Annotated in this window: 10 protein-coding genes; 6 read left to right on the forward strand and 4 right to left on the reverse strand. The window is 67.6% G+C overall.

Annotated elements, in window-relative coordinates:
- Positions 1 to 5 precede the first annotated feature (5 nt).
- Genes recC through recD form a run of 3 tightly spaced genes read left to right on the forward strand, consistent with a single transcriptional unit; the run spans position 6 to position 8,802 of the window.
- The gene (recC, locus tag ACWDSI_RS08195; protein WP_449756253.1) at positions 6 to 3,491 is read left to right on the forward strand and encodes an exodeoxyribonuclease V subunit gamma; all 3,486 of its coding nucleotides are present in this window, start codon (positions 6 to 8) and stop codon (positions 3,489 to 3,491) included.
- Entirely contained in the window at positions 3,488 to 6,883 is a 3,396-nt protein-coding gene (locus ACWDSI_RS08200; RefSeq protein WP_449756254.1) for a UvrD-helicase domain-containing protein, read from the forward strand. The genes recC and ACWDSI_RS08200 overlap by 4 nt, the downstream gene beginning before the upstream one ends.
- The gene (recD, locus tag ACWDSI_RS08205; RefSeq protein WP_449756255.1) at positions 6,880 to 8,802 is read left to right on the forward strand and encodes an exodeoxyribonuclease V subunit alpha; all 1,923 of its coding nucleotides are present in this window, start codon (positions 6,880 to 6,882) and stop codon (positions 8,800 to 8,802) included. The genes ACWDSI_RS08200 and recD overlap by 4 nt, the downstream gene beginning before the upstream one ends.
- Positions 8,803 to 8,820: 18 nt before the next feature.
- Here recD and ACWDSI_RS08210 read toward each other — a convergent pair whose 3' ends face one another.
- Entirely contained in the window at positions 8,821 to 9,573 is a 753-nt protein-coding gene (locus ACWDSI_RS08210) for a PIG-L family deacetylase (RefSeq protein ID WP_449747871.1), read from the reverse strand.
- Between the two features lie 191 nt (positions 9,574 to 9,764).
- Here ACWDSI_RS08210 and htpG point away from each other — a divergent pair, with 191 nt between their 5' ends.
- Together htpG and ACWDSI_RS08220 are read left to right on the forward strand one after the other, a co-directional pair.
- On the forward strand, positions 9,765 to 11,768 hold the full coding sequence (htpG, locus tag ACWDSI_RS08215) for a molecular chaperone HtpG (protein WP_449756256.1): 2,004 nt from the start codon (positions 9,765 to 9,767) through the stop codon (positions 11,766 to 11,768).
- 124 nt (positions 11,769 to 11,892) lie between these two features.
- Positions 11,893 to 13,065, forward strand: a complete 1,173-nt coding sequence (locus tag ACWDSI_RS08220; protein ID WP_449756257.1) for a hypothetical protein — start codon at positions 11,893 to 11,895, stop codon at positions 13,063 to 13,065.
- A 14-nt stretch (positions 13,066 to 13,079) separates the two neighbouring features.
- Here the strand turns inward: ACWDSI_RS08220 and ACWDSI_RS08225 are convergent, their stop codons facing one another.
- Together ACWDSI_RS08225 and ACWDSI_RS08230 are read right to left on the reverse strand one after the other, a co-directional pair.
- Complete coding sequence (locus ACWDSI_RS08225; RefSeq protein WP_449756258.1) at positions 13,080 to 14,021, reverse strand: N-acetylglucosamine kinase; 942 nt, start codon at positions 14,019 to 14,021, stop codon at positions 13,080 to 13,082.
- Positions 14,022 to 14,049: 28 nt separating this feature from the next.
- Complete coding sequence (locus ACWDSI_RS08230) at positions 14,050 to 14,544, reverse strand: hypothetical protein (protein ID WP_449756259.1); 495 nt, start codon at positions 14,542 to 14,544, stop codon at positions 14,050 to 14,052.
- Positions 14,545 to 14,664: 120 nt separating this feature from the next.
- Here ACWDSI_RS08230 and ACWDSI_RS08235 point away from each other — a divergent pair, with 120 nt between their 5' ends.
- Positions 14,665 to 15,165: a nitroreductase family deazaflavin-dependent oxidoreductase gene (locus ACWDSI_RS08235; protein WP_449756260.1), complete on the forward strand. Its 501-nt coding sequence runs from the start codon at positions 14,665 to 14,667 to the stop codon at positions 15,163 to 15,165.
- Here the strand turns inward: ACWDSI_RS08235 and ACWDSI_RS08240 are convergent.
- Entirely contained in the window at positions 15,152 to 15,979 is an 828-nt protein-coding gene (locus tag ACWDSI_RS08240; protein ID WP_449747865.1) for a crotonase/enoyl-CoA hydratase family protein, read from the reverse strand. The genes ACWDSI_RS08235 and ACWDSI_RS08240 overlap by 14 nt on opposite strands.
- Positions 15,980 to 16,444: the final 465 nt, after the last annotated feature.

Below are 16,444 nucleotides of genomic sequence, written 5' to 3' on the forward strand. Positions count from 1 at the left end.
GAGATGTGCTGTTCCTGCATCGGGCCGAACGTTCCGACACGCTCGCCGACGCGCTCGCAGATGTGCTGGCCGAGCCGCTCTCCGATCCGATGTGTGCCGAGATCGTCGCCGTTCCCGCGCGTGGCGTGGAACGGTGGTTGCAGCAGCACCTTGCGCGACGCCTCGGGTGCGGTGAGCGGGCCGGGGGAGGGGTGGGCTCGCGTCACGACATGGCCGATGGGATTGCGGCGAACATCGACTTCTCGTCACCGGCGACATTGACCGACACGGTGGTTGCCGCGGTGCGGGATCGGGCGTCCGGGGCCGAGAGGTCCGCGGCTGGTCCGGGGGGCCGAGCGCATGATCCCTGGGAGGCCGCATCACTGGTCTGGCCATTGCTCGCGGTGATCGACGATCACGTCGACGACCGGCGCCTCGAGATCATCGCGCGCCATATCGGGGCGACGGCGACCGACGACACCGCGGTGTCCCGCAACGAGATGGGCATGCGGACGGGCAGGCGGTATGCCACCGCCCGCCACCTTGCCGACCTCTTCGAGCGATACGGGCGTCAGCGGCCCGCGATGCTGATCGGCTGGGCCGCGGGCGACGACACCGACGGCACCGGCCTCGGCCTACCCGACGACATGGCGTGGCAGCCGTGGCTCTGGCGGACACTGGCCGAAAGGGTCCCGGTGCGCCACCCCGCACTCGACCTCGACACGGTGTGCGCGAGTCTGCGCGATGAACCCGGGGGCGTCGACCTGCCCGAAAGGCTGTCCGTGTTCGGTCCCACCCGAATCACCGAATCCTTCCGCGCCGTCGCCGCAGCGCTTGCGGTACACCGCGACGTGCACCTGTTCGTTCCCCATCCGGGGCCCGCCCTGTGGGGAGCGGTGTCCGCGGCCGGACCCCTCGGTGGTCCTCGGCGTGCCGACCGTCCCGGACCCCGGCTGACACATCCGCTGCTGGCGAGTCTCTCCCGTGACGTGCAGGAGTTGCAGCAACGCGTGGCGCCGATCGTCGACATCGACGTCCACCATCAGGCTGCGGATGGCGGCACCGAACCCGCCACGTTGCTGCAGGCCCTGCAACAGGGTCTGCGCGAGGACAACCTGCGAGGCGGCGTCGCCGACGCCGACTCGTCCTTGGAGATCCACGCCTGTCACGGTCCCGAGCGGCAGGTCGAGGTGCTGCGCGACCGGCTGCTGCATCTGTTCGCCGACGATGAGACGCTCACGCCCCGCGACGTCCTCGTGATGTGCCCGGATGTGGAGACCTTCGCGCCACTCATCCGCGGCGCGTTCGGTCAGCCGGGGCTCGGGCACCCGGCGTTCGATCTGCGGGTGCGTCTCGCCGATCGTGGTCCGCGGCAGATCAACCCGGTTCTCGACGCCGTCGCGTGCGTGGTCGAACTCGCCGCCGGCCGGGTCACCGCCTCCGACGTCGCCGATCTCGCGTCGCGCCCGCCGGTGGCGGCCAGATTCGGATTCGATGACGACGACCTCGAGATGATCCGGGACTGGCTCGCGCACAGCAATGTCCGTTGGGGTCTGGGCCGCGCCGACCGGGCGCGCTTTGGTCTCGGTGGCTTCCCGCAGGGCACGTTCGCCACCGGTCTCGACCGTGTGGCGCTCGGTGCGGTCGCCGAGGAAACCGACGGCGAGTGGCTGGGCACGGCCCTGCCGCTGGCGGGTGTGGAGAGCACCGAGATCGATCTCGTCGGCCGGTTCGCGGAGTTCCTCGACCGCCTCGCCGACATTCTGGAAGCGCTGGAGAAGCAGGCATCGCAGTCGGTGTGGACCGATCGGCTCGTCGGCATTGTCGACCGGCTCACCGCAGCCGAGCGAGCCGACGAATGGCAACGGGCGCAGGCTATTCGGATTGTCACCGAGGCACTCGACGATGTCACCGAGGCACTCGACGACGTCACCGAGGCACCTGGCGGCGAGAGCATCGCACTGCGCCTGGCCGACATCCGCGACCTGGTCGCCGGGTTGATCGCGGGACGTCCCACCCGAGCGAACTTCCGGACCGGCGAACTGACCGTGTGCACCATGGTGCCCATGCGGTCGGTGCCCCACCGGGCCATCGTGATTCTCGGATTGGATGCCGACGCCTATCCGCGGGCGCAGCGGACCGACGGCGATGACGTCCTGGGGCGGGTTCCGCTGGTCGGCGAACGCAATCCACGCGACGAGGATCGTCAGCTCTTCCTCGATGCCATCGGTGCTGCACGCGATCACCTGCTGGTGTTCTACAGCGGCGCGGACCCGGTGAGTGGCAATCGGATTCCGCCTGCGGTCGTGGTCAGCGAACTGGCCGAGACCGCTGCGGTGCTGTGCGGTGCCGCCGACACGTCGGTCATCGTGACCGATCACACCCTGCACGCTTTCGACCGACGCAATTTCGAACCGGGCGCGGTCGGTACCACCTCCGGACCGTTCAGCTTCGACGCCGAATTGCTTTCCGGGGCAAGAGCTCTGGAATCAGACACGGTGAGCCCGCAGCCGATCGGCCGGGTGCGGGTGTCGCGCACCGGCGCCGAGGACATCGACCTGGCCACACTGACAGCCTTTCTCGTCGGGCCGGTCGAGGGTTTCGTGCGGCAGCGACTCGGTGCCCGCATCCCCGGTGAGGACAGGCAGCATGACGACGAACTCGACGTCGACCTCGACAACCTCGACAAGTGGGAGGTGGGAGACCGATTCCTGCGACGCATGCTCGCCGGCGACGATCTCGCGACGTGCCGGGCCGCCGAACTGCGGCGCGGCAATCTACCGCCGTTCGAGTTCGGCCAGCGCGCCCTGAGGACGATCGCCGACGCCGCAGGCACCGTGTATGACGCGGTGGCCCCGCATCGCGTCGGGGACCCGTCGACGCACGACGTGGTGATCGAGTTGCCGGACGGACGTCGTCTGTCGGGCAGTATTCCCGACGTGTTCGCCGGTCGCGCCGGCCCGACGATCATCGCGGCGAGCTATTCGAGGCTCGCTCCCAAACATCGCCTGCAGGGTTGGCTGAAAGTCCTCGCCCTCAGTGCGGCACACGAGACGCCAGATGAGGTGATCTCGGCGCGGGTGTTCGGGCGCGAAGGTCATGCGGGCGTGGCGCAATCGCTTCTGGTGGCGCCCGCCGACGCGGCATCACTGATCTACGATCTCGTGCGTCTGCGTGATCGCGGACTGTGCACACCGCTCCCGCTGCCGCTGGGGTCCGGCGCCGACTACGCGGCCCGGCGGGCGCGGAGAGCCTCCGACGACACGGCCCTGCACATCGCGCGCCGCACCTTCGAGGGCAGGTTCGGCGATGCGCAGGATCCGTACCACCGGTTGGTCTACGGCGGCGATGTCACCGAGCCGACAACGTTTGACGACATCCTCGCGGTACCCACCCCGTCCGACGGCGACGGAGAGTGGCCGCCACTGCCGTCGGCACCCGGTGAACCGCTCTTCTGCGGTCTGGCCCGGCTGCTCTGGGAACCCCTCCTCGGACACGAGACGCTGTCATGAACGCACAGGGAACGTTCCACCTGGCTGAGGGAGTACCCGCGGGCACCACCGTGCTCGAGGCGAGCGCGGGCACCGGAAAGACGTACGCGATCGTCGGGGTGGCCGCGCGGCACGTCGCGGACGGTGTGCCGATCGGGGATCTGCTGCTGGTCACCTTCAGTCGGTCGGCGACAGCCGAACTGCGCGAACGGATGCGAGATCGGCTCGGCGCGTTGGTGGTTGCGCTCGATCCGGCACACTGTGCCGAACCGGACCCCGATCCGCTCGTGGCGTGGTTGCGTTCGGGTAGCAGCGTCGACGTCGGTGTGCGCCGCGAACGACTCATCCGGGCACTATCGGATTTCGACGCATCCACCATCGCCACCACCCACACGTTCTGCAACCGCATGCTCGAGGCGCTGGGCTTCCTCGGAGAACGTGAGATGGTCTACGACATCGTCGAGAACACCGATGATCTCGTCGCGGAGGTTGCCCGCGACCTGTTTCTCGCCGGGTTCGCCGGCGATGCCGACGAGCCCCCGTTCTCACTGAAGGTGGCCACCGAGATCGCCACCGACGCCGTCCGCAACACGGGGTTGGTGTTGTCCCCGGAGCCGGCGACGCCGCGCGGGTCCGATCATCAGCCCACCGTCGCCGACCGACGGGTGCGGTTCTGCCGCAGGGTCCGGGACATCGTGGACACCCGCAAGCGCACCGCCCGCCTGCGCACCTACGACGACCTGCAGACGATCCTGTACCGCATCCTCACCGACCCGATGGTGGGTGAGCGTGCCGCGCAACGTATCCGGTCGGTGTTCCAGTTGGTGCTGGTCGACGAGTTCCAGGACACCGACCCGTTCCAGTGGGAGATCCTGCGTCGCTGCTTTCACGGGCATCGGCGTCTGGTGCTCGTCGGTGATCCCAAACAATCCATCTACGCCTTCCGCGGTGCCGAGGTGCGCAGCTATCTCGCGGCGGTCCGGTCCGCCGATCAGCGGCTGGCGCTGGACACCAATTGGCGCACCGACGGTGACCTGGTCGACGCGCTCGGCCGTGTGTACGGCGGCGCCAGCCTGGGTGATCCGGCAATCACGGTGCGTCCCGTGTCCGCGGCACGTCCGGGCAGCCGGCTCACCGGTACGCCCGCACTTCGGTTGCGGGCCTTCACCGTCGATGATTTCCCGAACCGCAGCCAGCCATTGCCTGGAGTCGGGGCGGTGCGCGAGCGTGTCATCGACGATGTGGCCGCCGACATCGCCCGCCTGCTCACCTCCGATGCCCGCATCGACGACGGTTCGGGGCCGCGAGCCATACATCCCGGTGACGTCGCGGTGCTGGTCCGCACCAACCCAACGATCGCCCCGCTGCAGCGCGCCCTTGCCGCTCGCGGCATCGCGTCGGTGATCGGTACCGGCACCAGCGTGTTCCGCACCGTCGGCGCGCAGCATTGGCTGTGGGTGTTGCGGGCGGTGGAGCAACCCGCCCGTGCAGACCGGGTGCGTCTGGCCGCGCTGACACCGCTGATCGGTTGGAGCCCCACCCGACTCGCCGATGCCGGGGACGAGGGTCTCGCTGAGCTGTCCGCGTTCTGCGTCGAACTCGGTCGCGTACTCACCGAGGGCGGCTTCGCTGCGCTCACCCAACGTCTACTCGCCCGGTGCGACGTGGCCCCCCGAGTGCTGGGCACCGTCGACGGCGAGCGCGCCCTCACCGATCTGTTGCAGGTGTCGTCGCTGGCCAACCGGTACGTGGTGGAGACCGACTGCGGGATCTCGGCCCTGACCACCTGGCTGTCCGACCGTATCGACGACGAATCACGCTGGCACAGTAGGGACGACCAGACCCGGCGCCTGGACCGCGACACCCACGTGGTGCAGATCATGACCGTCCATGCCAGCAAGGGACTCGAGTTTCCCGTGGTGTACGTGCCGTTCGCCTGGGACACCCTCGGCGCCTTCGACCGGGAGACCTTCCGCTACCACGACGACGACGAGACCCGGCATCTCGACGTGGGTGGCAAGGGAACCCCCGGACGTCCCGATCGTTGGGCGAGATCGAAGTCCGACGATGCGGGCGAAGACCTGCGACTGCTCTACGTCGCGCTGACCCGAGCCGCGTCGGCGGTGGTCACCTGGTGGGCGCCATCGCACAACACCGCCCGAGGTCCACTGCACCGGCTTCTGTTCGGGCGCGACCCCGGTCATGCAGGGGCGGTGGCGGAGTCGGCGCCAGTGCCCGACGCCGACACGCTGGGTGCGCGCCTGAACCGGTTGGCCGCGGGATCGGCGTCGATCGCGATCGAACGCGCAGGTCGCGGGGCCTCCTGTATCTGGCAACCCGGTGACGGCGACGGGCCGCGACCGGCGTTGGACGTGGCGCGATTCGACCGCACCATCGATCAGCAGTGGCGACGCACGTCGTACTCGGCGCTCATCGCCGGTGCCGGACACGCCCACCCGGTGGTGGAGACGGGTAGCGAACCCGAAGCCGACCCGGGTGGCCGCGAGGTCCTCGACGACGAACCGGCCGAGGCGCCGCAGCCTCCTGACGAGCCGGGTGGCTCCGCAACCAGCGAGGACGTGCCGGACGCGTCGTTGATGAACGGTATGCCGTTCGGTGCCGCCTTCGGCACCCTGGTGCACGAGGTGCTGGAATACGTCGACACCGCACAACCGGACCGGGCCACGCATGTCGGCGACCTGTGTCGCGTATCGGCGGCGCGACACGCCGCCGACGTGGATGTCGACCGCCTGGCCACCGCGCTCATCGGGGTACTGACCACGCCCATCGGTTTCGGCGACCTCTGGGGGGTGAAGCCCCGAAACAGGCTGGCCGAGCTGGAATTCGAGCTGCCTCTCGGTGCCGCCGGGCACGCCGGGCGGGTCGCCACTCTCACCGACATCGCCGCTGTGATGGATACCCATCTCCCTGCCGATGATCGACTCCGCGACTATGCCGCGGTTCTCGCCGACCTTCCCGCACGCACGTTGCGCGGCTATCTGACCGGCAGCATCGACTCGGTGCTGCGTACGTCCGACGGCCGATTCGTGATCGTCGACTACAAGACGAATCGACTGCGTCCCGGACCGCTGCGCGCCACCGACTTCTCGGCCGCGGCGATGGCCGAGGAGATGATCCGCTCCCATTATCCGTTGCAGGCGTTGCTGTATTCGGTTGCCCTGCATCGTTATCTGCGATGGCGGCAACCCGGATACCGACCCGACAGGCACCTTGGCCCGGTTCAATACCACTTCGTGCGGGCGATGATCGGGCCGTCGACACCACCCGGCTGTGGTGTGTTCGAGTGGCGGATTCCCCCGGAGCTGGTCGTGGCGCTCTCGGATCTGCTCGCCGGTGTGGCATCCGGCGCGCCGGTTGATCCCGGTGAACCGATGACGGAGGTTTCGCCATGAGCGTCGACACGACGTCCACCCCCGCGCCCGGCAACGGCAATGCTGAGGGGCTGCGGTCGCACAACGATGCGCAGCGGGTTCGGCGCGCACCGGCTGTGCTCGACGACCTCAACGCGCTCGGTGTTCTCGCCGCCGCCGACGTGCATGTGACGCAGCGACTCGTCACCATGTGCGGCGCGCCGGTGGGTGATGCCGCATTGGCGGCCACCGCGCTCGCGGTCCGCGCGGTGCGCCTCGGCTCCACGTGCCTGGCGCTGGGGACAGTCTCCGACGTCGCCGCGGCCGCCACCCCCGGACCGGTACGGCTACCGTCGGCGGCCGATATCGTCGCCGAACTGCGGGACTGTCCGCTGGTCATCGGGGCACCGGGCGCGCCGCTTCGACCGTTGGTGCTGATGGAATCCGACGACGGTCCACTGCTCTACCTGCAGAAGTACTTCCGGCAGGAGCAGGCCATCCGCACCGCCCTGTCGCGGCGAGCGGAGCGAGCACCCATCGTCGACGACGACCGGCTCGACGTCGCCATCGCGGAGGTGTTCGTCGGTGGCGACGTGGCCCCCCGCCAGCGGGTGGCCGCCCGGCTCGCGGCGATCCGGTGGACCTCGATCCTCGCCGGCGGTCCCGGAACCGGCAAAACCTACACCGTCGCAAGGATTCTCGCGGTGCTCGATCTGCTCGCCGGAGGCCGAACACGCATCGGGATGTGCGCGCCCACCGGCCGGGCGGCCGCCCAGCTGCAGGCGTCCGTCGACAACGATGGGTCGCTGCCCGGCACGGTGCACGCGGTCACCGTGCACAGCCTGCTCGGGTGGCGTCCCGGATCGACGCCGCACTACGGACGAGGCAACAAGCTGCCGCACGATGTGGTTGTCGTGGATGAGACGTCGATGCTGTCGATGACGGCGATGAGCCGGCTTCTCGATGCCATCCGCGATGATGCGCGTCTCATCCTGGTGGGCGATCCCCACCAGCTGGCGTCCGTCGAGGCCGGCGCCGTGCTCGCCGATCTGGTGGAACGCGATCCGGCGCAGATCCCGGCCGTCGGCGGGATCGAGCCGGCCATCGCAGCACTCGCCGGCGACGCGGGCCTCACCGACGACGAACGACTGCGGCTGCGCGACGGTGTGGTGACACTGCGCCACGGGTTTCGGTTCGGCAGTCAGATCGCGCGGGTCGCCGACGCCGTCAACGCCGGTGATGCCGACACGGTGCTCGACCTGGTGACGTCCCCGACGCTGCACGACGTGAAGCTGATCGCGCCGGATTCCTTGGGCGCGGTACACGACGACATCGTTGCGTGGGGCCGGCGGTTGCATGCGGCCGCTGTCGACGGGGATGTGCACGGCGCACTCGGCGCACTCGACGCCCACCGGGTGCTGTGCGCCCACCGCGACGGTTCCTGGGGGGTCCGCGGGTGGCAGTCACGCATCGCGGACTGGCTGTCGGCGCTGCCCGGTCATCCGCGGATTCTGCTCGATGCCGCCACCTCGATACCCGGGCAACCGATCCTGGTGACCGCCAACGACCGGCAGACCGCCACGTTCAACGGCGATTGCGGGGTGGTCATCGCGCTGCCCGCGGGGTCGGGCACGGCCGGGTCGGCGAGCCCCACCGCTGTCGCCTTCCGGCGTGGCAGTGAGGAACGACTGATCGCTCCGGCACGCCTGGCCGACACGATGCCCGCCTATGCGATGACCATTCATCGCAGCCAGGGAAGCCAGTTCGACACCGTCACCGTGGTGCTCCCGCCGGGCGGATCGGAACTGCTCACCCGGGAATTGCTGTACACCGCGATCACCCGCGCCCGCACGCGGGTGCGGATCGTCGGCACCCCCGAGGTGCTGCGTGAGGCGGTGCAGCGGCGGGTGCACCGGGCCAGCGGTCTGCGTTCGGTGATCCGGCCGCTGGGCACGTCCTAGAGTCCTACCCGGGTCGTCCTAGAGTTCACACCCGCCGCGAACGAGGTCGCGCCGCAAGTAGTACTCGGTGCCCAGCAATCGGTCACGTCGTTCCTGGGGCAGTGACATCAGTTTGGAGATCATGTAGCTGCGTTCCACCTCTGAGCGATGCGACGAGATGGCTGCCGCCTTCTGCTTCACCCACGCCGAGACATCGAGTTCGAGGTCGATGGCCGACGCCGGGGTGCCGGGGAGGGCGTATCGCGAGATGGTGGGGAAGAAGTCGTCGACCACCTCTTCGATCATCCATTCGGCGATCGTCGCCATGTACACCGACCGCACCCGCCACGCCGGCCCGGTGCTGCGATGCAGCATGGGCACGGCGGCCGCGTCGGCCGCGACGCACGCCAGCCGGCTCGCATGCACGTGGTCGCGGTGGCCGTAGATGCCGACCGGGTCGTAGGTGATGATGATCTCGGGGCGCAACTTGCGGATGTGGCCGACGAGCGTGCGGACCTGTCCGTCGAAGGGCACGTCGCAGAACCGTGGCCGGCCGGGCGCCGACTCCGGCACACCGTCATCGGCGAACCCGAGCATGATCGGCTCGGTGGTGACGCCGAGTTCGGCCAGCGCGTTGCGAAGTTCGCCGTGCCGCGATGTGCCTGGTGCCCATGTCGCGGTGACTACGGTGACTTCGCCGCCATGCTCGACGTTCCGCGCGATGGCACCGCCCGTCCACAACGACTCGTCGTCGGGATGGGCGTGTACACACATGATCCGAGGCGCCGACATCCTCATGCTTCCGTAGCGGTCAAGAGCACAGGTGTATCCGGCATTCGCATCGGTGAAACCCGGACACCCAGTTTCAGGGTACTGCGTGCCATCTCGGTAGAATCGCGCGAGCGTTCTGCGGCGCCGGGCACGGTCGTCCGCGGCACGTGGATCATGTGGACGCCACGTACGGCACGTCGGAGGTCGAAGAGATGAGCACCAACACTGAAACCCGTGAATTCCAGGCCGAAACCCGGCAACTGCTGGACCTCCTGGTGCATTCGGTGTATTCGGACAAGGACAGTTTTCTGCGGGAACTGATCTCGAATGCCTCCGACGCACTCGACAAGCTGCGGCTGGAGTCGCTCGTCGACAAGGATCTCGACGTCGACACCTCCGATCTGCACATCACCCTCGAACCCGACGCCGGTGAGGGAGATGCGCCGCAGCGCACGTTGACCGTGCGCGACAACGGCATCGGCATGTCACACGACGATGTGGTCGACCTGATCGGCACCTTGGCGCGGTCGGGTACCGCCGAACTGCGCGCCAAGCTCGCCCAGGCGACCGACGCGACGAGCACCGAGGAACTGATCGGCCAGTTCGGGATCGGGTTCTACTCCACGTTCATGGTTGCCGACAAGGTCGTTCTGGTGACGCGTAAGGCGGGCGAACAGACCGGCACCCGATGGGAGTCCACCGGCGACGGCACCTACACCATCACCGAGGTGGCCGATGCGCCCCAGGGCACCGCGGTCACCCTGTACCTCAAACCGGTCGACACCGAGAACCACCTGTACGACTACACCGACACCACCAAGCTGCGTGCCCTGGTCAAGCGGTATTCCGACTTCATCGGCTGGCCCATCCGGATGGATGTGGAGAAGACCACCACCGCCGAGCCCGAGAACGAGGGCGAGGAACCCCAAACCACCACCACGGTCGAGACCGAGACCATCAACTCCATGAAGGCGCTGTGGGCACGATCGCGTGATGATGTGTCCGACGAGGAGTACAAGGAGTTCTACCGGCACGTCGCCCACGCCTGGGATGATCCGCTCGAAATCATCACGCTCAAGGCCGAGGGCACCTTCGAATACCAAGCGCTGCTGTTCATTCCGTCTCAGGCGCCGTTCGATCTGTTCATGCGGGAGCGGGTCGGTGGGGTGCAGCTCTACGTCAAGCGCGTCTTCATCATGGACGACTGTGAGGAACTCATCCCCGAGTACCTGCGCTTCGTCAAGGGTGTGGTCGACGCCGCGGATCTGTCCCTCAACGTGTCGCGCGAGATCTTGCAGCAGGACCGCCAGATCCGAGCCATCCGACGTCGCCTGACCAAGAAGGTCATCTCGACCATCAGCGAGATGCGGGCATCGCGCGCCGAGGACTACCGCACGTTCTGGCAGAACTTCGGTCGCGTGTTCAAGGAGGGTCTGGTCAACGACTTCGACAACCGTGATGCGGTTCTCAAGGCGTCGGCATTCGAATCAAGCTACGGCTCCGACGATCTGGTGTCTGTCGCCGACTACGTGGGACGCATGCGAGACGGTCAGAAGGCGATCTACTACCTCACCGGAGAGTCGCGTCAGCAGATCGAGAACTCGCCCCACATGGAGGCATTCAGGGCCAAGAACATCGAGGTGCTGTTCCTCAGCGATCCGGTGGACGAGATGTGGGTCAGTGGCGGGATCGAGTTCGAGGGCACACCGTTCCAGTCGATCGCCAAGGGTGAGGTGGACCTCGACAACCTTGACGGTGACGCGGAGAAGAAGGACACCGCCGACGAGCGCGGCGACGACTTTGCCGGGTTGCTGGGCTGGCTGGGCGAGACACTGGGCTCCGACGTCAGCGAAGCGCGTCTGTCGCATCGCCTCACCGAATCGCCGGCATGTCTGGTGGGAGACACCTACTCGATGTCGCCGCAACTCGAACGCCTCTACCGCGCGTCGGGCCAAGACGTGCCCAAGAGCAAGCGCGTGCTCGAACTCAACGCCGACCACCCCCTCGTCGCGGGGTTGAACACCGCGTTCTCCGCGTCGGACGATCACCACGCGCTCGAGGCGACCGCCAAACTGATCTACGGCATGGCGCTCATCGCCGAGGGCGGCGAACTCGAGGATCCCGCCGAGTTCGCGCGGCTGCTGGCCGCCACCCTGACGGAGAGCGTCGGACACGACGTTCCCGCATCCTCGGAGTCGGCGACCGACGGGGCGTAACCAGACTCCCCATCACGCGGGTTGTCATCTGCTCGAATAGTTTTGGACCCGTGGACGGGCCCGGGGCGGAATGCTGTCTCAACGTCCGTTAAGGTTGGGCGATCCTGCGACCCGGGGGGTCGCGATGACCGCGAAGAGGTGGAGTCCGTTGAGTTACCCGAATACGCCGGGTGAGCCCTACCAGCCGACCCAGGTGGCGCCGACCGCCGGTCAGTACGGAGTACCTGTCCAGGCTCCGTACGGACAGGGCCATCCGCACGCCGGGCAGGCGCCCTACCCCGGATACGGGCAACAACCTCAGGCCGCCTGGGGACCCGGCGGTGGGGCACCGCCCACCCCGCCGAAGAAGAGCAACCGCGCACTGTTCCTGTGGTTGACCGGCGGCGCACTGGTTCTCGTCGTGTTGCTGGTGATCGCGCTGGTCGTCGTCCTCACCCGCGACAAGGGACCGGGCTCGTCGCCGAACGGGGCTGTCCAGACCTACCTCGACGGTCTCGCCAACTCAGACGCCAAGAAGGTTCTCGGGGTGGTGCGCACACCGCCGTCGGAGAAGCTGCTCACCGACGACATCCTGCGCAAGCAGCAGGAGATCGCCAAGATCACGGCCATCACGGTGAGCGAGCCCACCAACAACTTCGGTTCGAGCGCCACCGTGAAGGCCACCTACAAGTTCGGCGACCGCAACGCCGACGTCGACTACCGCCTGACCAAGTCCGACGGCAAGTGGACCGTGGACAACGGCGTGCTGTCGGTCGACGTCAGCAACATCAAGGTGCCCAAGCTGACCCTGTTCGGGGTGGACATCAGCAACGACACCAAGGTCTACGTGTTTCCCGGACCGCTGCTGTGGGGATCGGGCAACCCGAACTTCACCGCGACCACCGACGACGACAAAGAGTTTCCGCTCGGTGGCGACTACTACGTGTCGTCATCGGTGAAGGCCGACCTGAGTACGCAGGGCAAATCGGCGGTCAACAAGGCCGTCGACGCGTACCTCGCCAATTGCGCCACCTCGACCAGCGATGACGCCTCCACCGACCGGCCCGGCTGCGGACAGGATCTCTACCGCACTGCGGTGCCGGGCAGCGTCCGATGGACCAAGCCCACCGATCTGTCCGACCTGCGCTACAGCATCGGGTACGACGATCCCAACAAGGTCGACGTCCTCGGTCAGGTGAACTGGTCGGCGACCTACGCCTCGCCCTCGTCGGGTCCGAGCGTCGCCACCGATTCCGATTTCATGAACGGTTCGGTGGATCTGTCACAGAACCCGCCGACCTACACGCCCGACCGCTGACCGTACGCCTGGGATCAGGTGGCCGCGGAGACCTCATCCCACAGCGGATGATCGTGCGGTAGATCGAGCAGTCGATTCACCCCGTCGAGTGAGGAACCCCGCGGTGGCCCCACCTCCACGCCGGGGCCCAATGAGTGCACGCCGCTGATGAATTCGGCACGAAGCAGAGAATTGTTGGTCAGCACCGCACCCATCCAGCTGATCCTTGCGGGTGCCCCCGGCTGTCGTCCGCTGCGATCGAGGGCGGCCCGCACCGCAGCGGTCAGTTCGGTGGCCGCAGCCCGGATGATCGTGACCGCGACGTCGTCGCCATCCTGCGCGAGCCGGCCGACGGTGCGGGCGAACCCCGCGATACGGCGCACCCGGCCGGCATCGGCCTGCAGCTTCATATAGATCTCGGGGAGCGGCCCGAATTCGACGACGGCGGCCTCGCACAGTCCGGTGGCCTGGCCGCGTCCGTCGAACGCGCGCAACGCTGCGTCGATCCCGGCCCTCCCCATCCAATACGCGCTGCCCGCATCGCCGACGATGTGTCCCCAGCCATCGACACGGGCCGTGCCCGCCGGACCCACGCCGAGCGTGACCACCCCGGTGCCGACGGCGGCCGTCACACCGAATGCGAGTCCGTTGGCGCCGAGGTAGGCCGACACCGAGTCGTGTGCGAGTCGGACCTCGCTCACGCCCATCGTGGCGGTCATGCGGAGCAGGTCGCCTGGGCGACTGTGTTCCGGTGTCAACCCCGAAACCCCGGCCGCGAGCACCGTCGTGGTGTCCGGGTGGTCGGCGAGGGCGGCGCGCGCGACATCGGCGATCTGTTCGACCACCGGATGATCGGTGCGCACCGGGGCGGCTTCGTGCTCGGTGATGTGGCCGTCGATGATGAGGCGAACACGGGTACCCGTTTGCCCGCCGTCGATGATCAGACGACGGCCCGTGGGTGCATCGGGTGCGGACATGTGGCCTCCTGGCCACGAAACTACCCGTTCAGGCGACCGAGTCGACGCTGTTCGGCAGGGTGATCAGGTCGATGTCGTTGGCGCGGTGGATCGGGTGTAGCCGGGTGCCGTGGCGCGCGCCGGCCTCCTCGATGAGTTGGGCCCAGCACAGGTCGCGTGAGGTGACGCCGTCGGATCCGGGCCGGGTGAGCAGGATCGCCACCGAGCGGCGCGAGCCGGTTCGGGTGATCTCGTGCAGCGCGGCCATGAGGCGATCCACACCGACCGGGTCGGGCAGGGTAGGCAGGGTGAAGCAGGAGAGCGGGGGCACCAGTCGGTCGTCGTCGACGACACCGAACCAGAGCCGCGGTTCGTCGAAACCGAGGGGGCCCATCAGTGCACGCCAGCGTTGCCGGAGTTCGCCGGTCGACGTGAACGGAAGGGTGGCGGTGTCGATGTGCGGTGGTAGTGAATCCTCGGTTGGGTTTCGCTGTGCGGCAGCATGGTTGACGGGTTGACCGGTGGCGATGTGGTGGTGTGTCATGTACCGATGATCGGGGTCGGCGGGCAGCACGGCAGATGAGTGTCCACAACAACACCCGATTGTGGACCGAGGAGTTGACGGCCAGGTCATCGGCGTTGTGATCATGCCAGACTGGCAGTCATGGGTATCCTCACACCACTGGCGGTCAGGATCGGATCGATCTCCTGGATGCCCCGGTTTCTGCCGCAGATTGTCCAGTGCGACAGAGCAATTCAATTCGTGACCGGTCAGCGGATCGGCCTGCTCGACATCGCGGGATTGCCCCATATCACCCTCGCGGTGCCCGGTCGGCGCAGCGGTGTGATGCGCCGGACGCAGTTGCTGGCGGTTCCCACCGACACGGGTTGGCTGATCGCGGGTTCGTACTTCGGTGGCCCCACAACACCGCAATGGGTGTTCAATCTGCGGGCGGCCGCCACCGCCGAGGTGCACGACCACGGCCGAACCGTCGGCGTACAGGTTGTCGAACTCGACGGCGACCAGAGATCGGCCGCCTGGCAGACGCTGCGGTCGGTGTGGCCCAACTTCGACCTCTACGAACAGCGCACCGACCGAGCCATTCCGGTTTTCGCCCTGACCATTCGCCAGCCGTCGGTGCGGTCGCCGCTCACGCCCCGGTGAACTTGGGCTGCCGCTTCTCGAACGCCGCGGTGATGGCCTCGGTGAGGTCGTGACTGGGCAGGAACGCCGCATTCCATGCGGCCACGAATCGCAGGTTGTCGTGCACGGCCGCCGTGCGGGTGTGATCGAGGACCGACTTGACCCCCTGCACGACCAGCGGGGGATTGGCGGCGATCGCGGCCGCGGTGTCCCGGGCGGCGGTGAGAGCGTCCTCGGGTGAATCCAGCACGTCGTTGACCAGTCCGATCTTTTCGGCGCGCGCGGCGTCGATGTCCTTGCCGGTCAGCGCGAGTTCACGCAGGTGGCCGTCGCCGATGATCGCGGGCAGCCGCGCGAGGCTGCCCATGTCTGCGACGATCGCGACACGCGCTTCGCGCACACTGAACTTCGCGTCGGAACTCGCGTAGCGGATGTCCGCTGCCGCGATCAGGTCCACTCCGCCGCCGATGCACCACCCGCTGATTGCCGCGACGACCGGCTTGCGGCAGTCGGCGACGGCGTTGGGACCGCTCTGCATTCGGGTGATGGTGTTGAGCAGCGCGGTGCGTGGCTTGGCCTTCGCGTTGTCGGCGAGTGCGGGCGCGAGTTCGCCGGCCATCGCGGGAAGGTCCAGGCCGTAGGAGAAGTTCTTCCCCGAACCCCGCAGGACGACGGCACGGACGTCGTCGTCGGCGTCGAGTCCGCGGAACAATTCGGGAAGTTCGTCCCAGAAATCGGGGCCCATCGCATTGCCCTTGCCGGGCCCGGTGAGCATCACCTCGGCGACACCGTCGGACACCGAGACCTCGAACGCCTTCCACTGTTGCTCACTCATGTCTGTTCACGTTACCCGTCGACACCACCCGCCGGTTGAGCCCATCCACCCCGCTGGTTGAGCCGTCCACCCTGCTGGTTGAGCGTTCACTCGATGGTTGAGCGTTCGCTTCGCTGGTTGAGCGTTCACTCGCTGGTTGAGCTTGTCGAAACCACCCCGCTGGTTGAGCGTTCGCTTCGCTGGTTGAGCCGTTCGCTTCGATGGTTGAGCTTGTCGAAACCACCCCGCTGGTTGAGCGTTCGCTTCGCTGGTTGAGCCGTGCACTTCGCTGGTTGAGCTTGTCGAAACCACCCCGCTGGTTGAGCGTTCGCTTCGCTGGTTGAGCGTTCACTCGCTGGTTGAGCTTGTCGAAACCACTTCGCTGGTTGAGAGGAGTGGTTTCGACAAGCTCAACCAGCGGAAGAGCTCAACCAGCGGAAGAGCTCAACCAGCGGAAGGGCTCAACCAGCGGAAGAGCTCAACCAG

This window comes from Gordonia sp. NPDC003429, assembly GCF_053588575.1.